The sequence below is a fragment of the Streptomyces sp. NPDC013317 genome (genome assembly GCF_055563155.1).
The window spans coordinates 64,013-85,420 of sequence record NZ_JBVHDX010000001.1; the positions used below are offsets into that span (position 1 = coordinate 64,013).

Here is a 21,408-nt window from a genome sequence, read left to right on the forward strand (position 1 = left end):
GCCTTCCGTCTGTGTGCGCCGGGTACGGCCCCGGGCGTCAGGCGCGCCGGGTCAGCGGGCGAACTTCTTGCTCACCATGTCGTGCGCGTTCTTCGCACCCCGGCCGAGCTGCGGTCCCGCCAGCCAGCCGTTGCCGCCGGCCGGGCCGATCGAGGTGTTCGACACCAGCGCGGTCGTCCCGTTCGGCAGTGCGCGGAACCAGCCGCCGCCGGACGAGCCACCGGTCATGGTGCACCCGATGCGGTACATGGTCGGCGTGGCCGGTGACGTGGTGTACCGCTTCGCCCGGTCGAGGCACTTGTGCATGATCAGACCGTTGTACGGCGGCGCCGCCGGGTAGCCCCAGGCGCCCACCGTTCCGGCCTGCGCCGCCGTCGGCGCCGAGAAGTCGACCGGCAGCGCGGCGCCGACGGTCTCCTCCAGGGACTTCCTGCCCTGCGCCGGCTTCACGTGCAGGACGGCGTAGTCGTACGGCCAGGCGGCGTTCGTCCCACCGCGCTGGATCCACTCGCCCGAGGTCACCGCCCAGTCGGCCCAGTACTGGCCGTAGGGCGCCTCCTCGTGCGGCTTCGCGTTGCGCAGCGCGGACGGCGACTTGCCGAGGTCGTTGTAGGCCGGGACGAAGGTGATGTTGCGGTACCAGCCGCCCCGCTGGCCCGCGTGGACGCAGTGGCCCGCGGTCCACACCATGTTGGACTTCCCGGGCCGGCGCGGGTCCTTCACGATGGTGCCCGAGCAGACCATGTGGCCCTGGGGCGAGTCGAAGAAGATCTTGCCGACCGGCGCCGCGTTGCGGTGGTAGGGAGTCTTCTCCCGCTGGGCCCGTACGGGCCGCGGTACGGGGTCGCTGCCCCCGGAGCCGGCCGCCGTGGTCACCGTCTGGTCCGGGCTCTTGGCGGACTGCATCCGCTGGGAGTCCCAGAGCCCCTCGATCACCGGGTTGACGAAGTCCTCGGCCTCACGGAGCCAGGTGTCCTTGTTCCAGTTCTTCCACTCGCCGTTCTTCCACTTGTCCGGGTCGACGCCGTGCTTCTTCAGCTTGTCGGCGAGATCCTGCGGAAGCGCGGAGTCTCCGCCTCCGGTGGCGGGGGCGCTCGTCTCCGCCGCGGGCTTGTCGGCCGCCGGTGTCTCGGTCGGGCCGCAGGCGGTGGCGGTCAGGGCGAGCGCCGATGCCAGCGCGGCGAACGTCGGTATGAGTCGTGCGGAACGCATGCGTGGAGATTCCCCCAGTTGATGTTTCCCGCGTCCGGGCAAGGCCACGGACCGAATGCCACGGTCACGTTGCCATGGACGCGTCACTTGTGGTGCGGAGTATGCCCGTAGGCAGGGGCGGGACCCCGCAGGGTCCCGCCCCTCGGACACCGGCTGCCTAGCGGCCGGCGTACTTCTTGCTGACCTCGTCGTAGATGCCCTTCGCCTCGGCGCCCAGGCGCGGACCGGCAAGCCAGCCCGCCGTCACCGGGCCGATCGAGGTGTTGGACACCAGGGCCGGCCGGCCGTCCTTACCCGTGGCCACCCAGCCGCCGCCGGACGAGCCACCGGTCATGGTGCAGCCGATGCGGTGCATCGTCGGCTGATCGGCCTTCACCGAGAGACGGCCCGGCTTGTCCTTGCACTGGTACATCTTCTGGCCGTCGAACGGCGGGCCCGCCGGGTAGCCGGTCGCCTCCATGTTCGCGATCTTCGACACCGCGGGAGCGTTGAACTCCACCGGGAGGGCCGAACCGACCGTCTCCTCCAGCGACTTGCCCGTGCCGCCCTTCTCCGGCGTCACGTGGATCACCGCGAAGTCGTACGGAGCACCCTGACCGCCGGTCGCCGCACCCTCGGAGATCCACTGCTCGGAGGTCTGCGCCCAGTCGCCCCACCACACGCCGTACGGCGCGACCTGCTCGCGGGTCGCGTTCTCCAGCTGCGAGGTCGGCAGAGCCTTGTCGTTGTACGAGGGCACGAAGGCGATGTTGCGGTACCAGCCGCCCTTCTTGCCGGCGTGCACGCAGTGGCCCGCCGTCCAGACCATGTTGGACTTGCCGGGGTTGGCCGGGTCCTTCACGACCGTGGCCGAGCAGACCATCGACCCCTCGGGGCCGTCGAAGAACACCTTGCCCGCCTCAGGGGCGTTGGAGTGGTACGCCGCCGGGACACCCTTCGCCCTGACCGGCACGGGGGTCGGGTCGGTCACGCCCTTGTCGCCGGAGATGTCCTCCTCCTCGACCGGCTTGTCGGGCCGCTGCGCGTCCCGCATCCGGTCCGGGTCCCAGAGGTCCTCGATGATCGGGTTGACGTAGTCCTTGGCCTCACGCAGCCACTTGTCGCGGTCCCAGTTCTTCCACTCGCCGTTCCTCCACTTGTCCAGATCGATCCCGTGCTCCTTGAGCCGGTCCTTGAGGTCGTCCGGAATCGTGATCTTGTCGCCGGTGGACGGGCTCGCGGGAGCGCTGGGCTTGTCGCCCGCGTTCTCCTCGGTCGGGCCGCAGGCCGTCGCCGTCAGCGTCAACGCCGCGACGGCGGCTGCCGCGGCCAGCAGCGGACGAATCGATCGCATCTCGTGATCCCCCTGGGACTACGTCAACTTGTGCATGAGTGAACAGTGGTGGCGCCTGACCGGCGCCGAAGTGCGGCCCCCACTATGCCGGTGCCGGAGGGGACGGTACCCGGCAGGTCCACGGTTCCGGCCCTCGTACGGTCGTTGCCGGGCCGTGATCCCCACCACGCCAAGGATCTTGAGATTCGCCCGTGATCCTTGGCAGTTCCCGTCGTTGGTACGTACGGGGGACACAGAGGAGGCGCTCCGCGCTGCCCTTCGCAGGGCGGAGCAACGTACCGATGTGCAACGCAACTGTTACAGCGGGAGGACACCGAGTCGTGGCCGTGACCGAACCAGCTCCGGCCGTACCATCGGCCGCGCAGGCGCACCAGGGTGAACGGAAGACCGGAGAGGCGGGTGCTCTCGAAGGCATCCTGCGCCGACAGTCGTTGCGCGAATCGGCGGCGCGCACCTACGCGCGCTCCTTGCCGATCGTTCCCGTGCGGGCCAGAGGACTCACCATCGAGGGAGCCGACGGACGGCGTTATCTGGACTGCCTCTCCGGCGCCGGGACCCTGGCCCTCGGGCACAACCATCCGGTGGTCCTCGAAGCCATCAAGAAGGTGCTCGACTCCGGCGCCCCGCTCCATGTCCTCGACCTCGCCACCCCGGTCAAGGACGCCTTCACCACTGAGCTGTTCGCCACGCTGCCCGCCGGACTCGCCGACGACGCGCGCATCCAGTTCTGCGGACCGGCCGGCACGGACGCGGTCGAGGCAGCCCTCAAACTCGTCCGCACGGCCACCGGCCGCAGCGGGCTGCTGAGTTTCACCGGCGCCTACCACGGCATGACGGCCGGCGCTCTGGACGCCTCGGGGGGAGCGACGGACGTACGGGTCGCCCGGCTGCCCTACCCGCAGAACTACCGCTGTCCCTTCGGCGTCGGCGGCGAGCGCGGCGCCGAACTGGCCGCGCGCTGGACCGAGAACCTCATCGACGACCCCAAGAGCGGGGTCACGCATCCGGCCGCGATGATCCTCGAACCGGTGCAGGGGGAGGGCGGCGTCATCCCCGCCCCCGACGACTGGATGCGCCGCATGCGGGAGATCACCGCGTCCCGGTCCATCCCGCTCATCGCCGACGAGGTCCAGACGGGCGTCGGCCGCACCGGTGCCTTCTGGGCCGTCGAGCACAGCGGCATCGTCCCCGACGTGATGGTCCTCTCCAAGGCCATCGGCGGCTCCCTCCCGCTCGCGGTCATCGTCTACCGGGCGGAACTCGACGCCTGGGAGCCCGGCGCACACGCGGGCACGTTCCGCGGAAACCAGCTCGCCATGGCCGCGGGCGCCGCCACCCTCGCGTACGTACGGGAGAACCGGCTCGCCGACCGCGCCGCCACCCTCGGCGCCCGGATGCTCGGCCGCCTCCAGGGACTCGCCGCCGCGCACCCCAGCATCGGCGACGTCCGGGGCCGCGGGCTCATGATCGGCGTCGAACTCGTCGACCCGCACAGCCCCGGCGACGACGCCGGCGCCCCACCGGTCGACCAGGCCCTCGCCGTTGCCGTGCAGCAGGAGTGCCTGCACCGAGGCCTCATCGTCGAACTCGGCGGCCGTCACTCGGGTGTCGTCCGCCTCCTGCCCCCGCTCACCCTCACGGACGAGCAGGCCGAGGCCGTCCTCGACCGCTTCGCCGACGCCCTGGCCGCCGCCGAACGCGCCCACCGCCCGCGCCCGCAAGCCACCCCCCTCCGGAACGCCACAGGAACCACAGGAACCACAGGAACCACAGGAACCACCAGAACCACCGGAACCACCGGCCAGGCCGCGCCGACCGGGCCGTCCCACTGACCCGGACCGATCCCGGACACCCTCACAAGGAAGCCCCCTCCGTGAACGCCAGCCACGCCTCCGAAGCGTCCGACACCGGCAGCGCCGCCCGCGGACCGCTCACCGTCGAGCAGAGCCCCGTCGAGCAGGCCACCGTCCCACGCCAGCACTCCGGCCCGTACGACCCCCAGCCCTCGACCTCGGTCACCGCCACGGGCGGTGCAGACACCCGTCAGGACCCGCTCGACGACCCGGACCCGCTGCGCGCCGCCGACGCGGCGACCATCGAGAACCTGCTGCGCTGCTGGGTACGGGAGAAGAACCTGCCCGCCCCCGGCTCCACGACCCTGCGCATCCCCCTCGAAGCCAGCGGCACCGCCCTCCTCGTTCCCGTCCTCTACTGGTCGCCCACGGGATGGCACCGCTTCGGCCCGCCCGCGCTGGAGGGGCTGCACCCCACCGCCCCCCGCGCCGACGCCGTCACCGTCGCCGCCCTGATCAGCCGCGAGACCGGCCGCCCGGAAGGCACCGAACTCGTCGGCCGCGTCGCCGACTCCGCCCGCCGCACCGCCGACTTCATCACCGACCGCCGACGCCGCCCCACCCCCGGCCCCGAAGCCGACCTCTTCCTCACCGCCGAGCAGTCCCTGCTGCTCGGCCACCCGCTCCACCCCACCTCCAAGAGCCGCGAGGGACTCTCCGACGGCGAGGCCCGGCTCTACTCACCCGAGCTGTACGGCTCCTTCCCGCTGCACTGGATGGCCGTGGACCACTCGGTCCTCACCTCCGACTCCGCCTGGACCGAACAGGGCCGCGCCGTGACCGCCGCCCAGCTCGCCACCGGCCTCGCCGACGGGATCGACCTGCCTCCGGGTACCGTCCCGTTGCCCCTGCACCCCTGGCAGGCACGCGAACTGCCGCACCGCCCCGCCGTCGCCGCCCTGCTCGCATCCGGCCTCCTCCACGACCTCGGCCCCTCCGGAGCCGCCTGGCACCCCACCTCCTCCGTCCGCACCGTGCACCGGCCCGGAGCGCGGACCATGCTCAAGCTCTCCCTCGCTGTCCGCATCACCAACTCCCGCCGGGAGAACCTCCGTAAGGAACTCCACCGCGGCGTCGAGGTCCACCGGCTCCTGCGCACCGGCCTCGTCGACCAGTGGCAGGCCGCCCACCCGGGCTTCGACATCGTCCGCGACCCCGCCTGGCTCGCGGTCGACACCCCGGACGGCGAACCCGTCCCCGGGCTCGACGTGATGATCCGCCACAACCCCTTCACCGCCGGGGACGACGCCGTCTGCATCGCCGCCCTCACCGCTCCGCGCCCCTGGCCCGGCACGACGCGGATGCGATCCCGCCTCGCCGACATCGTGACCCGGCTTGCCGCCCGCACCGGCCGGCCCACCACGGCCGTCGCCGCCGAGTGGTTCCTGCGCTACCTCGACCAGGTCGTCCGCCCCGTACTCTGGCTCGACGGAGTGGCCGGCGTCGCCCTGGAGGCCCACCAGCAGAACACTCTCGTGCTCCTCGACCCCGACGGCTGGCCCATCGGCGGTCGCTACCGGGACAACCAGGGCTACTACTTCCGCGAGTCACGCCGCGACGAGCTGGAGAGCCGCCTCCCCGGCATCGGGTCGATCAGCGACACCTTCGTCTCCGACCAGGTCACCGACGAGCGCTTCGCCTACTACCTCGGGATCAACAACGTCCTGGGACTCATCGGAGCCTTCGGCGCCCAGCATCTCGCCGACGAACGTGTCCTGCTCGCCGCGTTCCGCCAGTTCCTCACCTCCGCCACCGGCCTCGGCTCCCCGCTGCCGCACCGGCTGCTGGAGGCCGCGACGCTGCGCTGCAAGGCCAACCTCCTCACCCGGCTGCACGGCCTCGACGAACTCGTCGGCCCTGTCGACACCCAATCCGTCTACGTCGCCATCACCAACCCCCTCCGACCCTGAGAACCACACCCCACCCGACCGTGCGGCCGAGGCCCGCCGGCCGAAACCACCACCCGACCGAACCCGCCGAGAGGAGACCACCACCGTGCCTCCCACCGATGCGCGTCCCGGCACCGACACGAGTCCCGATACCGGCACCGACACAGGTCGCGACACCGGCCCGGGTCCGGATCCCGGCCTCGGCCTCGGAGCAGGCACCCGTATCCGCCCCGACGCCGGTACGCGCCCCGTCGCCGCGACCGACTCCCTGCACGCGTCCGGCACGGGCAGCGAGGACACGCTGGACCTGCACCTCTCGGACGAACTGATCTCGCTCATCGCGGCCGGCGAGGGCACGGCGACCACCCAGGGCGACCTCCTCGACACGGTCGCCACCTGGGGACCCGCCACCACCCCCGTCGGCACGTTCCGCCTCGTGCCCGTCCGGCTGGAGCGCGACCTGCCCCTCGTCACGCGGTGGATGAACGACCCGGCCGTCGCCGCCTTCTGGGAACTCTCCGGACCCGAGACCGTCACGGCCGCCCACATCGGCGCGCAACTCGACGGCGACGGCCGCAGCGTGCCCTGCCTCGGAGTGCTCGACTCCACCCCGATGAGCTACTTCGAGATCTACCGCGCCGACCTCGACCCGCTCGCCCGGCACTATCCCGCCCGCCCGCACGACACCGGTATCCACCTGCTCCTCGGCGGCGTCGCCGACCGAGGCCGAGGGGTCGGCACCGCGCTCCTCCGCGCCGTAGCCGATCTCGTACTCGACCACCGTCCGCGCAGCACGCGTGTCATCGCCGAACCCGACCTGCGCAACACCCCCTCCGTCTCAGCCTTCTTGAGCGCCGGCTTCCGCTTCTCGGCGGAAGTCGACCTTCCCGACAAGCGAGCCGCCCTCATGGTCCGCGACCGGGCCCTTCGTCACGTCCTGTGAACGCCTCCCTGCCTTACTTACACCGCTCGACCCACAGCGGTTCCCACCCCGAGGAGTCCCCGTGCCGACGTCCCCTGCCACCCATGACTCCGCACTGCTCTCACCCGCCGAGCTGACCCCCGAGGCCTGGACGCGCGCTGCCTCGCGCCTGCTCGCCAAGACCATCGCCGAGTTCGCCTACGAGGAGATCGTCGAGCCCGTACCCGCGCCCGGCACGGAGCCCCGCCCCGACGGCACCCCCGGCCCCGACGGCACCCCGGACGCCCTCAGCGCCCCCGGCGACGCGAGCGCGGCGCATGGCCCTCGGCCGTACCTCCTCCGCCTCGACGACGGCTCCGCGCTGACCTTCACGGCCCGCCGCGGTGCCTACGGAAGCTGGCGTCTCGACCCCGACTCCCTGGCGCGGGACGGACAGCCGCTGGCCGACCCGCTCGACTTCCTCGTCCGGGCCCGCCGGCTCCTGAACCTCGACGGTGCCACCCTCGGCCATCTGATCCGCGAGCTCACCACCACGCTCGCCGCCGACGCACGCCTCGACAGGACGGCGCTCACCGCCGACCGACTCGCCGATCTCGGGTACGCCGAGCTCGAAGGACACCAGACCGGTCACCCCTGGCTCGTCCTCAACAAGGGCAGGATCGGCTTCTCCGCCACCGATGCCGCCCGCTGGGCCCCCGAAGCCCGCCGCCCGGCCCGGCTCCCCTGGATCGCCGTCATCACCGACCTCGCGGCCTACCGCGGAGTCCCGGGCCTCGACACCCCCGATCAGCTCTACGCCCGCGAGCTGGACGCCGAGGTCCGTGAGGCATTCCGGGCGGAGCTCAGGGGCCGCGGGCTCGACGCCGACCGGTATCTCCTCCTGCCCGTCCACCCCTGGCAGTGGGACGAGGTGATCCTCCCGCTCTACGCCCCCGCCGTCGCCGCGGGCGCGATCGTGCCCCTTCCCGCCGACGGCGACCTGCGCCTGCCGCAGCAGTCCATCCGTACCTTCCTCAACACGAGCAGGCCCGACCGGCACACCGTGAAGCTGCCGCTCTCCGTGCTCAACACCCTTGTCTGGCGCGGCCTCCCCACGGAGCGGACCCTCGCCGCCCCCGCCGTCACCTCCTGGGTCCACGGGCTGCGGGACGGCGACCCGTTCCTGCGTGACGAGTGCGGCGTGATCCTCCTCGGCGAGGTCGCCTCGGTCACCGTCGAGCACCCTCTCTACGACCGGCTGCCCGAGGTCCCCTACCAGTACAAGGAACTCCTCGGCGCGATCTGGCGCGAACCCCTCAGGCTCCCGGCCGGCGAACACGCCCGGACCCTGGCCGCCCTGCTGCACACCGACCCGGAAGGGCGCGCCTTCGTCGCCGAACTCGTCGAGCGGTCCGGACTGGCCCCCGCCGTCTGGCTTCAGCGGCTCTTCGCCGCTCTGCTGCCTCCGCTGCTGCACTTCCTCTACCGGTACGGCACCGTCTTCTCCCCGCACGGAGAGAACGCCATCGTCGTCTACGACGACCAGGACGTGCCCGTCCGGCTGGCGATCAAGGACTTCGTCGACGACGTCAACATCAGCGCGCACCCGTTGCCCGAGCACGAGCCGATGCCGGACGACGTCCGGGCCGTCCTGCTCACCGAGGAGCCCGGATTCCTCACCCAGTTCATCCATTCAGGGCTGTTCGTCGGTGTCTTCCGCTATCTGGCGCCACTCTGCGAAGAACAACTCGCCGTGTCGGAGAACGACTTCTGGGCGCTCCTGCGTGCCGAGATCCTGCGTCATCAGGCACGCTTCCCGGAGCTGAAGGAACGGTTCGAGCTCTTCGATCTCCTCACACCTCGGATCGAGCGACTCTGTCTCAACCGCAACCGTCTGCATCTGGACGGCTACCGCGACCGCCCCGAGCGGCCGCACGCCGCCGTCCACGGGACGGTCGCGAACCCGCTCGCGTGATCCGACTGTCAGTGCAGCGCCGTAGGGTGGACGCGCTATGACGAAGCCATCCCTCCCCGACCTCCTGCACGCCGCCGTCACCGCCGTCGGCGGTATGGAGCGGCCCGGCCAGGTCACCATGGCCGAGGCTGTTGCCGAGGCCATCGACGACAGCTCCCACCTGCTGGTCCAGGCCGGTACCGGCACCGGAAAGTCCCTCGGCTATCTGGTGCCGGCCCTGGCGCACGGTGAGCGCGTGGTGGTCGCCACGGCCACGCTGGCGCTCCAGCGCCAGCTGGTGGAGCGCGACCTTCCGCGGACGGTCGACGCCCTGCACCCGCAGCTTCGGCGGCGCCCGGAGTTCGCGATGCTCAAGGGAAGGTCGAACTACCTCTGCCTCCACCGCCTTCACGAGGGCGTGCCCCAGGACGAGGAGGAGGGTCTCTTCGACCCCTTCGAGGCCGCCGCGCCCACGAGCAAGCTGGGGCAGGACCTGATGCGGCTCCGCGACTGGTCGGACGAGACGGAGACGGGTGACCGGGACGATCTGACGCCCGGCGTCTCCGACCGGGCCTGGGCCCAGGTGTCGGTCTCCTCGCGGGAGTGCCTGGGCGCGAGCAAGTGCGCGTACGGAGCGGAGTGCTTCGCCGAGGCGGCGCGTGAGAGGGCCAAGCTGGCCGAGGTCGTCGTCACCAACCACGCGCTGCTGGCCATCGACGCGATCGAAGGCGCCCCGGTGCTGCCTCAGCACGAAGTGCTGATCGTCGACGAGGCCCATGAGCTGGTCTCCCGGGTCACGGGCGTCGCCACGGGCGAACTCACCCCCGGCCAGGTGAACCGCGCGGTCCGCCGCTCCGCGAAGCTGGTCGACGAGAAGGTCGCCGACCAGCTGCAGACCGCCGCGGAGGGCTTCGAGCGGCTGATGGAGCTGGCGCTCCCCGGCCGTCTGGAAGAGATCCCGGAGGACCTGGGCTATGCCCTCATGGCGCTGCGCGACGCCTCGCGCGCGGTGATCTCGGCGCTCGGCTCCACCCGCGACAAGTCCGTCCAGGACGAGGACGCCGTCCGCAAGCAGGCCCTGGCCTCCGTGGAGACCGTGCACGGAGTCGCCGAGCGGATCACCCAGGGCTCCGAGTACGACGTCGTCTGGTACGAACGCCACGACCGATTCGGGGCCTCGCTGAGGGTCGCCCCGCTCTCCGTGTCCGGGCTCCTGCGCGAGAAGCTCTTCGCGGACCGGTCGGTCGTCCTCACCTCGGCGACGCTGAAGCTGGGCGGTGACTTCAACGGCGTCGGAGCCTCGCTGGGCCTGGCCCCCGAAGGAGCCCAGGGCGATGACATGCCGGTGTGGAAGGGCATCGACGTCGGCTCGCCGTTCGACTACCCCAAGCAGGGCATCCTCTACGTCGCCAAGCACTTGGCCCGCCCCGCGCGGGACGGCGACCGTACGGACATGCTCGACGAGCTCACGGAGCTCGTGCAGGCGGCGGGCGGCAGGACGCTCGGTCTGTTCTCGTCGATGCGCGCCGCCCAGCTGGCCGCCGAGGAGCTGCGTTCCCGCATCCCCGAGTTCCCGATCCTGCTCCAGGGCGAGGACACGCTGGGTGAGCTGATCAAGAACTTCTCCGCCGACCCGCAGACGTGCCTCTTCGGGACGCTCTCCCTCTGGCAGGGGGTCGACGTCCCGGGCGCCAGCTGCCAGCTCGTCGTCATGGACAAGATCCCGTTCCCGCGCCCCGACGACCCGCTGATGAGCGCCCGCCAGAAGGCGGTCGAGGACGCGGGGGGCAATGGCTTCATGGCCGTCGCCGCCACGCACGCGGCCCTGCTGATGGCCCAGGGCGCGGGACGTCTCGTACGGGCCACCGGCGACCGTGGCGTCGTCGCCGTACTCGACCCCCGGCTGGCCACGGCGCGCTACGGCAGCTATCTGAAGGCTTCGCTGCCCGACTTCTGGTACACGACGGACCGTAACCAGGTGCGGAAGTCGCTGGCGGCGATCGACGCCGCATCGAAGGCAGCCGGGGTCTGACGCGGAAGGGGGCCCGGCCAGGAACAGGCCGGACCCCATGCCGCGTCACGTCCACACGGGACCGCGGGCGGCCGGCACGGGCCTGCCGCGGAACAGAGCAGGGCCCCGGAACCGGCGCAGTGGGTTCCGGGGCCCGGTCAGAGCCGACGAGGTGGTGTCACACCCGTCGCAGCACCGCCACGACCTTGCCGAGGATGGTGGCCTCGTCGCCGGGGATCGGCTGGTACGCCGCGTTGTGCGGCAGCAGCCAGACGTGGCCGTCCTCGCGCTTGAAGCGCTTGACCGTGGCTTCGCCGTCGAGCATGGCGGCGACGATGTCGCCGTTCTCCGCGACCGGCTGCCGACGGACGGTGACCCAGTCGCCGTCGCAGATCGCGGCCTCGATCATGGAGTCGCCGACGACCTTCAGGACGAAGAGCTCACCGTCGCCGACGAGCTGCCGGGGGAGCGGGAAGACGTCCTCGACCGACTCCTCGGCGAGGATCGGGCCACCGGCCGCGATCCGGCCGACGAGGGGCACATACGAGGCGGCCGGCTTGCCGGTGGTGTCCGTCGGCTGGGTGCTCGGCTGGTCGGAGCCACGGACCTCGTACGCCCTGGGGCGGTGCGGGTCGCGGCGCAGGAAGCCCTTGCGCTCCAGCGCCATCAGCTGGTGTGCCACGGAGGAGGTGCTGGAGAGGCCGACCGCCTGACCGATCTCCCGCATCGACGGCGGGTACCCCCGCCGCTGGACCGAGTCACGGATGACCTCGATCACCCTGCGCTGCCGGTCCGTGAGGCCGGAGCTGTCGGCCCTGATGCCTGGAGGTCGTCCGGGCAGTGAGCGCGCAGGTCGACCCGGCTCCCCGTCCCCGTTCATGGCTGCGTCATTCATGGCATGCACCGCCTCGAGTCGGCCCTGGGAGCGGTCCTGGGCAGTGATGGTGGCACTGTCTGCGGTGGTGGTCACGTCGGCGGCCCCTCTCGAATGGTCTCCCTGGCTGGCACAACGGTAGTGGCTTTCGAAAGGTTGCGCCAAACACACGTTCGAGTGAAAAACCGCAGATTGTCTTACGTCTATGCGCTGGTGGGTGTATACGCAGGCCCGGGCGCCGGTAGCAATTCGGTCATTACGGTACCGTTCGGCGTCGGCCCGCATGCGGGCGGGGGTGCCCTTCCAGTCTCGCACTCGCGGGCCCCGGATCGGTGGCGCCGCGCGCTTCCCGTACTCTCGTGGCCGGTCCTCGATGCCAGGCCCGCGCGACACGCGCGAAGTGCCGGAAATCGGGCCCAACACCAGATCTAGTGGTTGGATTGCATCAGCCACCTAGAAGTTGTGGTCCCCCGTCTATCGGGGGCGCCTGCATCGCCTATGCTGGTGGTCGCTTCGAGGGGCCTTGACGGGCTCGGCGAGGCTATTCAGTCGTGCCGTGAGGGAGGGTCGGAACCATGCATTGCCCCTTCTGCAGGCACCCCGACAGCCGTGTCGTCGACAGTCGCACCACCGACGACGGGACGTCGATCCGACGCCGCCGCCAGTGCCCCGACTGCTCCCGTCGTTTCACGACGGTGGAGACGTGCTCGCTCATGGTGGTGAAGCGCTCCGGAGTCACGGAACCCTTCAGCCGCACCAAGGTCATCTCCGGCGTGCGCAAGGCGTGCCAGGGGCGGCCCGTGACGGAGGACGCCCTCGCCAAGCTCGGCCAGCGGGTCGAGGAGGCGGTGCGCGCCACCGGAAGCGCCGAGCTGACCACCCACGACGTGGGCCTGGCCATCCTCGGCCCCCTGCAGGAGCTCGACCTCGTCGCGTACCTGCGCTTCGCATCCGTTTACAAGGCTTTCGACAGCCTCGACGACTTCGAGGCCGCCATCGCGGAACTCCGTGAGCAGCGGCCTCCCGCAGTGGACTGCGGGACCGGAGCGACCCCCGAGGTCCCCGTTCCCGCCACCGCCGCCGACTGACCGGTCGGCCGGACCGTCGGTCCGGCCGAGGCCGGCCGCGCGCGGCCGAGAAAGACGTGTCACGGGCGCCCCGAGCGGTGCTCGCGACAGCAGACAAGAAGACAGTGCCCTGGGACTATCTGGGCATTTATAGGTGTTTTGCCCGTATATGGGAGGCGGCATGACAGAGACGGCGAGCGGTCCGGCACGAGGTTCCCGAGCCAAGGGAGCCAAGGCGAGCAAGGGCCTGCGTATCGAGCGCATCCACACCACCCCGGGCGTGCACCCGTACGACGAGGTGGTCTGGGAGCGCCGTGACGTCGTCATGACCAACTGGCGCGACGGCTCGGTCAACTTCGAGCAGCGTGGCGTCGAGTTCCCCGACTTCTGGTCGGTGAACGCGGTCAACATCGTCACCAGCAAGTACTTCCGCGGGGCGGTCGGCACCCCGCAGCGCGAGACCGGCCTGAAGCAGCTGATCGACCGGATCGTGAAGACCTACACGAAGGCCGGCGAGGAGTACGGCTACTTCGCCTCGCCCGCCGACACCGAGATCTTCGAGCACGAGCTGGCGTACGCCCTCCTGCACCAGATCTTCAGCTTCAACTCGCCGGTCTGGTTCAACGTCGGCACGCCCCAGCCGCAGCAGGTCTCCGCCTGCTTCATCCTGTCCGTCGACGACTCCATGGAGTCGATCCTCGACTGGTACAAGGAAGAGGGCATGATCTTCAAGGGCGGCTCCGGCGCCGGCCTGAACCTCTCCCGCATCCGCTCCTCCAAGGAGCTCCTCTCCTCCGGCGGCAACGCCTCCGGCCCGGTCTCCTTCATGCGCGGCGCCGACGCGTCCGCAGGAACGATCAAGTCGGGCGGCGCCACCCGTCGCGCGGCCAAGATGGTCATCCTCGACGTCGACCACCCCGACATCGAGAACTTCATCGAGACCAAGGTCAAGGAGGAGGAGAAGATCCGCGCCCTCCGTGACGCGGGCTTCGACATGGACCTGGGCGGCGACGACATCACGTCCGTCCAGTACCAGAACGCCAACAACTCGGTCCGCGTGAACGACACGTTCATGAAGGCGGTCGAGTCGGGCGGCACGTTCGGCCTGACCTCCCGTATGACCGGCGAGGTCATCGAAGAGGTCGACGCCAAGTCGCTCTTCCGCAAGATGGCCGAGGCGGCCTGGGCCTGCGCCGACCCGGGCATCCAGTACGACGACACGATCAACCACTGGCACACCTGCCCCGAGTCCGGCCGCATCAACGGCTCGAACCCGTGCAGCGAGTACATGCACCTGGACAACACGTCCTGCAACCTCGCCTCGCTGAACCTGATGAAGTTCCTCAAGGACGACGGCAAGGGCAACCAGTCGTTCGACTCCGAGCGCTTCGCCAAGGTCGTCGAGCTCGTCATCACCGCGATGGACATCTCCATCTGCTTCGCCGACTTCCCCACCCAGAAGATCGGCGAGAACACCCGCGCCTTCCGTCAGCTGGGCATCGGCTACGCCAACCTCGGCGCCCTGCTCATGGCCACCGGCCACGCGTACGACTCCGACGGCGGCCGCGCCCTGGCCGGCGCCATCACCTCGCTGATGACCGGAACCTCGTACAAGCGCTCCGCCGAGCTCGCCGCGGTCGTCGGCCCGTACGACGGCTACGCCCGCAACGCCGAGCCGCACCAGCGCGTCATGAAGCAGCACGCCGACGCCAACACGGTGGCCGTCCGCATGGACGACCTCGACTCGCCGATCTGGGCCGCGGCCACCGAGGCCTGGCAGGACGTCCTGCGCCTGGGTGCCAAGAACGGCTTCCGCAACGCGCAGGCGTCGGTCATCGCCCCGACCGGCACCATCGGTCTCGCGATGTCCTGCGACACCACCGGCCTCGAGCCCGACCTCGCCCTGGTCAAGTTCAAGAAGCTGGTCGGCGGCGGCTCGATGCAGATCGTCAACGGCACCGTCCCGCAGGCCCTGCGCCGCCTGGGTTACCAGGAGGAGCAGATCGAGGCGATCGTCGCCCACATCTCCGAGCACGGCAACGTGATCGGTGCCCCCGGTCTGAAGACCGAGCACTACGAGGTCTTCGACTGCGCCATGGGCGAGCGTTCCATCTCCGCGATGGGCCACGTCCGCATGATGGCCGCGATCCAGCCGTGGATCTCCGGCGCCCTCTCCAAGACCGTGAACCTGCCGGAGACGGCCACGGTCGAGGACGTCGAGGAGGTCTACTTCGAGGCCTGGAAGATGGGCGTCAAGGCGCTCGCCATCTACCGCGACAACTGCAAGGTCGGCCAGCCCCTCTCCGCGAAGAAGAAGGAGCAGGAGAAGGCCGAGGTCACCGCGAAGTCCGAGGCGACGATCCGCGAGGCCGTCGAGAAGGTCGTCGAGTACCGCCCGGTCCGCAAGCGTCTGCCCAAGGGCCGCCCGGGGATCACCACCTCGTTCACGGTCGGTGGCGCCGAGGGCTACATGACCGCCAACTCCTACCCGGACGACGGTCTCGGCGAGGTCTTCCTGAAGATGTCCAAGCAGGGTTCGACGCTCGCCGGAATGATGGACGCGTTCTCCATCGCCGTCTCCGTCGGTCTGCAGTACGGCGTCCCGCTGGAGACCTACGTCTCGAAGTTCACCAACATGCGCTTCGAGCCGGCCGGCATGACGGACGACCCGGACGTGCGGATGGCCCAGTCGATCGTCGACTACATCTTCCGCCGTCTCGCGCTGGACTTCCTGCCCTTCGAGACCCGCTCCGCGCTCGGCATCCACTCCGCCGAGGAGCGTCAGCGTCACCTGGAGACGGGTTCCTACGAGGCCGCCGACGACGAGATGGACGTCGAGGGCCTGGCCCAGTCGGCTCCGCGTCAGACGGAGACCCTGAAGGCCGTCGCGACGCCGCCGAAGGTGGAGGTCCCGGCCCCGAAGCAGGCGCACACCTCCGCCGAGCTCGTCGAGATGCAGCTGGGCATCAGCGCGGACGCCCCGCTCTGCTTCTCCTGCGGTACGAAGATGCAGCGGGCCGGCTCCTGCTACATCTGCGAGGGCTGCGGTTCGACCAGCGGTTGCAGCTGACCCCACGGGGTCGGCTGACGGCTGAAGTTGCCGCATGAGGGCGGTGGGGCCGATTCTTCGGCGCCACCGCCCTTGGCGTTCGTGGGCCTGGTCGGGGCTTGTGCCGGACGGCGGGCGGTGACAGGGTTCTGGGCATGATCAAGAGAGTCGAGTCGTCCGCCCGCCTGTGAGCGAGACGCCTGGGGCAGGACTGCCCGGAACCCCGATCACACTGTTCGACCACGCCCTCCGGCTGCATCGCCTGACGCCGGACGCGCCTCTCTTCCGAGGTGGAGCACCGTTTCCGGGCGCGGACCGGCGCGGGCGCGGAGCGGAAGGAAAGTCTCCACCCGACCGCACCCTGGGCGGGGCGGACGCCGTGAGCGTCCTCAACGCGTACGCCGACGACGCAACCGCCACTCCGCGCGAACTGGCCCAGAGACTTCGGGGACTTCCAGTGTCGACACGCCACGACGACCGCATCACCGACGCTGCTCGGAGGACGCCGGCCGTCAGGGCCCGGGAAACCGGCCGGTGGCTGGTACGCCACGGAACCGACACCGGCTCCGTCGCCGTCGGGCTGGTCCTGCTCGCCGAGGCCGGCACGGTGGCCGACATCGGCAGGATCCAGACCATCGGCCTCCTCTCCAACGCCTTCGGCCCGCTCGCGGCACGGGCGCTGGAACGCCTTCCGGGTGGTGTCGACGCCCTGATCTGGCTGGCGGAACGGGCCACTGAGTGGGGCCGGGTGCATGCGGTGGAGACCCTGTGCGGTCACGTGGACGACCACCCGGCCGTACGCCCCTGGCTGCTGCGGAACGCCGCCGCCGACGGGGAGTTCCTCAACAGCTACGTCGTCTCGGACGTCGCGCGCCTGACCGGCCTCCACGACGTCATCGTGGAGCCCGGGCCCGATGCCGCCGTGGTGGACCAGACAGGGCGGATCCTCCACACCATGACGTACTGCGAGGGCATGGGGACATCACTTCGCCACTACCCGCACGCGCTCACGGTGCTGGAGGCGCACGTCCGCCACATCGCGGACCTGGGGCCGACGGCCGAGCGCTACTGCGACGCCACGACGGTCGCCCGCTATCTGGGCGCAGAGGCGCCCGCCTGGTCGGACGAGGCGGGTCTCAAGGCACGGTGGGGCGACGTCAGGAGGTCGTATCTCGACCTGCTCGGCCGTACGGAGTGGCGCGACACGGCGAGGGAGGGCCTGGCGGGGGGCCATGAAAGGCTGACGTGGCTCGTGGACTCCGCCGCACCTGAACTCGATCTACGGGCCGCCCCGGCGGCCGAGGGGGACCGGCCCTGGGCCGGTCCCCTCTCGGATGCGTGACGCTCCCCGCGCCGGGCACGGGGCAGGCGGCAAGAGTGCCTGGGTGCTTGGGCGGTCAGGTGGTCAGGCGGTCGGGCGGTCGGGCGGTCAGGTGGTCAGGCGGTCGGCGGTCGGCCGTCAGGCGGTTCTGGCGCCCATCTCCGCGGCGAAGGTCTGCGGGTCCGTGTCGAAGCCGCGGCGGATCGACCGGTAGGACCAGCCGTCCGGAGCGTCGCGGGTGAACTCCACGACCGTCGCCGCCGTGGCTCCGGCGACGTCCTCGAAGCCGTGAACGGCGAGCTCGGTGTAGCCCTCACGCACTCGTACGCCGGTGTTGGCGATGGCGCCGAACGTCAGCCTGCCGGAGCCCTGCTGAATGGCCACTCCCACCACCACGCGCGCGTAGCGGGGCGCGAGGCGGTCCAGTTCGAGGATCATCGCCTCGTCGTAGCCGAACCCCTGGCCCGTACGGCTGTCCCGGCTGAGCGTGATCGTCCCGTCGGGGGAGCGGCTGTCGAAGTGCACCAGATACGCGGGCGAGCCGTACGGATCGTCCACCGTGTAGACCCCGGCGATGATGTCGAGATCATGCGCCGCGGCGCCGATCGGACTCGGGTCCCACTTGAGCGTCACCTCGACTTTGCCGACCCCCTTGTTGAGTCCGCTCACCGTGAATCCCCTCTCTGTGTACGACTGATAACCCCTGGGCCAGGTCAACTGCCCATGGTCCCGGACCGGTTGCTCATGGTGTCATGCGCACTCCGTGCGAGAACGGGGTGGCGGAAGGTGAATGCCCCGTACGATGGCGCCGTGCTGGTCAAGTGGATTCGCTGCACCGTGGTGGACCGTCGCGGGTTCGAGCGGGGGCAGCGGAAATGGGCGGGTCTGCTCGGTGAGCCGGGATTCCGGGGCCAGGGCGGTGGATGGAGCCGGGCGCGGCCCGATGTCGCCCATGTCTTCTCGTTCTGGGAGAGCCGCGCGTTCTACGACTCCTTCATGGCGCGCTCGCACGACCGGCTGGCGGCGACGCAGTCCGGCTCGTTCAAGGACAGCCAGGTCAAGCTCTTCGACCACCGCTTCGACGTGAAGACCGGCTTCGAGCCGAAGTTCGCGGACGCCGATGTGGCCAGGGTGGCGCACTGCAGGGTCCACGAAGGCCGGGTCGAGCACTTCGCGCTGATGCAGGAGAAGGTGTGGAACCCGGCGATGGCCGGCTCCCCGGGCATGCTGCGCGGGGTCTTCGGCGAGGCGCCCGGGAACGAGTTCGTGGTGCTGTCGATGTGGCGGTCCGCCGCCGAACACGGCAAGTACCGGGTGGAGCGGGTCGAACGGCTCGGGCTGCGTGCCCAGACGGAGGCGGATGTGGCAGCGCTCAGCGGGGACGTGGTGCAGCTCGAGCCGTCCTGGACGGTCTGATCACCCCTCGCCTGGACCGGCTGGACCGGCTGGACCGGCTGGACCGGTGGTGTCGCCGGGGCTGGCAGGGCCGGTGGGATCGGCTGGGCCGGTGAGGTCGGGCCGGCTGCCGCGCTCGGCTGGTTCGGCAGGGTTGAACGGGGTGAGGTAGGCCCCCGCAGCGACGGCGGCCGCAGTCGCCCGGGCCGACTGGTCGGCCATCGCCGTGTCGACCGGCTCACGGGTGACGAAGAGGCGCAGGAACAGGGGCGCCGAGACGGCGCGTACGACAGCGCCCGCGTCGGTCCCCTCCGGCGCTTCGCCGCGGGCCACGGCCCGCTCGACGACCGCCTCGCAGCGGGTGAAGCGCTCCGTGTAGAAGTCCCGCAGCGCGTCCGCGGCGCGCTCCGACTGGAAGGCGGCGCCCACGAACGCGGTGGGAGCCGCTGCTGCCGCGGGGTCGGAGAAGGAGTCGACCACCTCGCGGGCAAGCGCCCGCAGGTCCAGCTCCAGGCGTCCGGTGTCCGGCGGAGACCAGCTGTCCTCGCCGGCGAGGGCCAAGGCGTCCGCGAGGAGCCCTTCGAGGCTGCCCCAGCGGCGGTAGAGCGTCGTCTTGTGCACGCCGGAATGCTCCGCCACGTACTCGACGGTCAGGGCCGGATAACCGTGTTCGGCCAGCCCTGTCAGCACGGCGTCGCGCACGGCCGCCCGGGTGCGTGCGGTGCGGCCGCCGGGACGGCGGCTACCGGGCGGGGGTGTCCGGTCACTTTCCATCGACGCGTTCAATTGCGACTCCCGTTGCATTAGTGGGTCGAGTCTGCCATGGTTCTGGTAATGCCACTTCCGTCGCGTTAGCGGAGGGAGGTGGGCTTTCCCCTGTCGATCGAAGCCGGAGGCGCCCTTGCCTACACAGATCTCTCTCTCTCTGCATGACGTGACCGTGTCCCGCGGCGAACGCCTCCTGCTCGACCGGATCTCGCTCACGGTGCGCCCGGGTGAGCGCATAGGGATCGTGGGGGAGAACGGGGCGGGGAAGTCCACCCTTCTCCGTCTGCTCGCCGGTCTCGAAGCGCCCGACGAGGGGGAGGTCACGACCCTCGTCGAGGGCGGCACGGGAATGCTCGCGCAGACCCCCCGCCTCTCGGGCGGCCACACCGTGGGCGACGCGATCGACGATGCCCTGGCCGAACTGCGCACCATGGAACGCCGGCTCCGCGAGAGAGAGGCGACCCTCGCCACGGCCGGAGCGAGGGAACTCGACGCTTATGGAGAGCTGCTCACGGTCTTCGAGCTGCGCGGTGGCTACGAAGCGGACGCACGCGTCGACAAGGCCATGCACGGTCTCGGACTCGCCTCGGTAGGTCGACAGCGCCTGCTCGGCAGCCTGTCGGGCGGCGAGCAGGCCCGGCTCGGCATCGCCTGCGCCGTTGCCGCCGCGCCCGAGGTGCTCCTGCTGGACGAGCCCACCAACCATCTCGACGAACAGGCCCTGGACTGGCTGGAGGAGGCGCTGCTGGCCCACCGCGGCACGGTCGTGGCCGTCTCTCACGACCGCGTCTTCCTCGAACGGGTTGTCACGTCCGTCCTGGAGGTCGATGCCGACCGGCGCACGGTCGTCCGGTACGGGAACGGGTACGCCGGCTTCCGCGCCGAGCGTGAGGCCGCCCGGCAGCGCTGGGAGCAGGAGTACGAGGCCTGGCACGAGGAGACGGCCCGACTCGAGGCCTACGCCACCACCGCCGCCCACGGAGTGGCTCTGGGGCGCTCGATCAGGGACAACAACAAGATGGCGTACGACCGGGCGGGCGGCCGCGTCCAGGCATCGGTCTCCGGCCGGGTCCGCAACGCCCAGGAGCGGCTGCGCCGACTCCGCGCCGAACCGGTCGCCAAGCCCCCGCGACCGCTCGCCTTCGCCGCGCGACCGGTCGCAGGAGGCGCCGAAGGGGAGCTGATCTCGCTGACCGGGGTGCGTGTCGCGGACCGGCTGGCCGTCGACCGGCTGACCGTCCGGGCGGGGGAGAAGCTCCTGATTCACGGCGGCAACGGGGCGGGCAAGTCCACGTTGCTCCGGGTCATGGCGGGGCTCATGAAGCCGGACGGCGGGGAAGTCCGGCGCAGTGGGCGGATCGGGTTCCTCGCCCAGGAGATACCGACCCATCGGCCCGCGGAGCGTGTCCTCGCCGCCTTCGGCCGCGGGCTAGGGCTCACGGACGACGAGCAGCGGGAGCTGCTCCTCTCGTACGGACTGTTCCGGCCGAGTGACCTCCACGTACCGGTCGGCAGCCTCTCCGCCGGGCAGCGCCGCAGGCTCGCCCTCGCCCGCCTGCTGGCCCGGCCCGTCGACCTGCTGCTGCTCGACGAGCCCGCCAACCACCTGGCCCTCGGCCTTGTGGAGGAGCTGGAGGAGGCGCTGCAGCAGTGGGCGGGAGCCCTGGTCGTGGTCTCGCACGACCGTCAGCTGCGCCGCCGGTTCACCGGCGCCATACGCCGGATGGACGCCGGACGCCTCCCCGGCCGAGCCCGCCCGGGGGCGGCCATCTAGGGTCATG

General features: G+C 70.8%; 14 protein-coding genes and 1 pseudogene. 10 read left to right on the forward strand and 5 right to left on the reverse strand.

Translation table 11 applies throughout. From position 1 onward, the window contains the following. Positions 1-51: 51 nt before the first annotated feature. The gene (locus ACZ3IJ_RS00285) at positions 52-1,212 is read right to left on the reverse strand and encodes a trypsin-like serine peptidase (protein ID WP_467465387.1); all 1,161 of its coding nucleotides are present in this window, start codon (positions 1,210-1,212) and stop codon (positions 52-54) included. 157 nt (positions 1,213-1,369) lie between these two features. Further along, positions 1,370-2,545: a trypsin-like serine peptidase gene (locus tag ACZ3IJ_RS00290; protein ID WP_467465388.1), complete on the reverse strand. Its 1,176-nt coding sequence runs from the start codon at positions 2,543-2,545 to the stop codon at positions 1,370-1,372. 320 nt (positions 2,546-2,865) lie between these two features. On the opposite strand from ACZ3IJ_RS00290, the gene ACZ3IJ_RS00295 reads away from it, so the two are divergent. The 5 genes from ACZ3IJ_RS00295 (at position 2,866) to ACZ3IJ_RS00315 (ending at position 11,174) form a co-directional block, all read left to right on the forward strand. Beyond that, the gene (locus ACZ3IJ_RS00295; protein WP_467465389.1) at positions 2,866-4,377 is read left to right on the forward strand and encodes a diaminobutyrate--2-oxoglutarate transaminase; all 1,512 of its coding nucleotides are present in this window, start codon (positions 2,866-2,868) and stop codon (positions 4,375-4,377) included. 41 nt (positions 4,378-4,418) lie between these two features. Next, positions 4,419-6,308, forward strand: coding sequence for an IucA/IucC family protein (locus ACZ3IJ_RS00300; RefSeq protein ID WP_467465390.1), 1,890 nt, complete (start codon positions 4,419-4,421; stop codon positions 6,306-6,308). Between the two features lie 247 nt (positions 6,309-6,555). Beyond that, positions 6,556-7,230, forward strand: coding sequence for a GNAT family N-acetyltransferase (locus tag ACZ3IJ_RS00305; protein ID WP_467466237.1), 675 nt, complete (start codon positions 6,556-6,558; stop codon positions 7,228-7,230). Between the two features lie 61 nt (positions 7,231-7,291). Continuing rightward, on the forward strand, positions 7,292-9,163 hold the full coding sequence (locus ACZ3IJ_RS00310; RefSeq protein ID WP_467465391.1) for an IucA/IucC family protein: 1,872 nt from the start codon (positions 7,292-7,294) through the stop codon (positions 9,161-9,163). Between the two features lie 37 nt (positions 9,164-9,200). Then, on the forward strand, positions 9,201-11,174 hold the full coding sequence (locus ACZ3IJ_RS00315; protein WP_391801138.1) for an ATP-dependent DNA helicase: 1,974 nt from the start codon (positions 9,201-9,203) through the stop codon (positions 11,172-11,174). A 157-nt stretch (positions 11,175-11,331) separates the two neighbouring features. On the opposite strand, the gene lexA is transcribed toward ACZ3IJ_RS00315, so the two are convergent. After that, entirely contained in the window at positions 11,332-12,123 is a 792-nt protein-coding gene (lexA, locus tag ACZ3IJ_RS00320) for a transcriptional repressor LexA (RefSeq protein ID WP_383168531.1), read from the reverse strand. Between the two features lie 479 nt (positions 12,124-12,602). On the opposite strand from lexA, the gene nrdR reads away from it, so the two are divergent. The 3 genes from nrdR (at position 12,603) to ACZ3IJ_RS00335 (ending at position 17,485) form a co-directional block, all read left to right on the forward strand. Beyond that, positions 12,603-13,115 (forward strand): transcriptional regulator NrdR, encoded by a 513-nt coding sequence (nrdR, locus tag ACZ3IJ_RS00325; protein WP_391801140.1) that lies wholly within the window; start codon positions 12,603-12,605, stop codon positions 13,113-13,115. A 160-nt stretch (positions 13,116-13,275) separates the two neighbouring features. Beyond that, entirely contained in the window at positions 13,276-16,164 is a 2,889-nt protein-coding gene (locus ACZ3IJ_RS00330) for a vitamin B12-dependent ribonucleotide reductase (protein WP_467465393.1), read from the forward strand. 436 nt (positions 16,165-16,600) lie between these two features. Next, on the forward strand, positions 16,601-17,485 hold the full coding sequence (locus ACZ3IJ_RS00335; protein WP_467465394.1) for a hypothetical protein: 885 nt from the start codon (positions 16,601-16,603) through the stop codon (positions 17,483-17,485). A 117-nt stretch (positions 17,486-17,602) separates the two neighbouring features. Here ACZ3IJ_RS00335 and ACZ3IJ_RS00340 read toward each other — a convergent pair whose 3' ends face one another. Beyond that, positions 17,603-18,133, reverse strand: a complete 531-nt coding sequence (locus ACZ3IJ_RS00340) for a TerD family protein (protein ID WP_467465395.1) — start codon at positions 18,131-18,133, stop codon at positions 17,603-17,605. 141 nt (positions 18,134-18,274) lie between these two features. Here ACZ3IJ_RS00340 and ACZ3IJ_RS00345 point away from each other — a divergent pair, with 141 nt between their 5' ends. Beyond that, positions 18,275-18,880, forward strand: coding sequence for a YdbC family protein (locus ACZ3IJ_RS00345; RefSeq protein WP_389574873.1), 606 nt, complete (start codon positions 18,275-18,277; stop codon positions 18,878-18,880). 147 nt (positions 18,881-19,027) lie between these two features. Here the strand turns inward: ACZ3IJ_RS00345 and ACZ3IJ_RS00350 are convergent. Continuing rightward, a pseudogene (locus ACZ3IJ_RS00350) lies at positions 19,028-19,663 on the reverse strand (TetR/AcrR family transcriptional regulator); the annotation flags it as partial. 97 nt (positions 19,664-19,760) lie between these two features. Between ACZ3IJ_RS00350 and abc-f the strand changes: the two are divergent. After that, a complete protein-coding gene (gene abc-f, locus ACZ3IJ_RS00355) occupies positions 19,761-21,401 on the forward strand; it encodes a ribosomal protection-like ABC-F family protein (protein ID WP_467465396.1) in 1,641 nt (546 codons plus the stop codon). Positions 21,402-21,408: the final 7 nt, after the last annotated feature.

Bases quoted from the DNA above. Each gene is read 5' to 3' on its own strand.
- nrdR (WP_391801140.1), top strand. From the start codon at position 12,603: ATGCATTGCCCCTTCTGCAGGCACCCCGACAGCCGTGTCGTCGACAGT.
- ACZ3IJ_RS00285 (WP_467465387.1), bottom strand. From the start codon at position 1,212: ATGCGTTCCGCACGACTCATACCGACGTTCGCCGCGCTGGCATCGGCG.
- ACZ3IJ_RS00315 (WP_391801138.1), top strand. From the start codon at position 9,201: ATGACGAAGCCATCCCTCCCCGACCTCCTGCACGCCGCCGTCACCGCC.
- ACZ3IJ_RS00330 (WP_467465393.1), top strand. From the start codon at position 13,276: ATGACAGAGACGGCGAGCGGTCCGGCACGAGGTTCCCGAGCCAAGGGA.
- ACZ3IJ_RS00290 (WP_467465388.1), bottom strand. From the start codon at position 2,545: ATGCGATCGATTCGTCCGCTGCTGGCCGCGGCAGCCGCCGTCGCGGCG.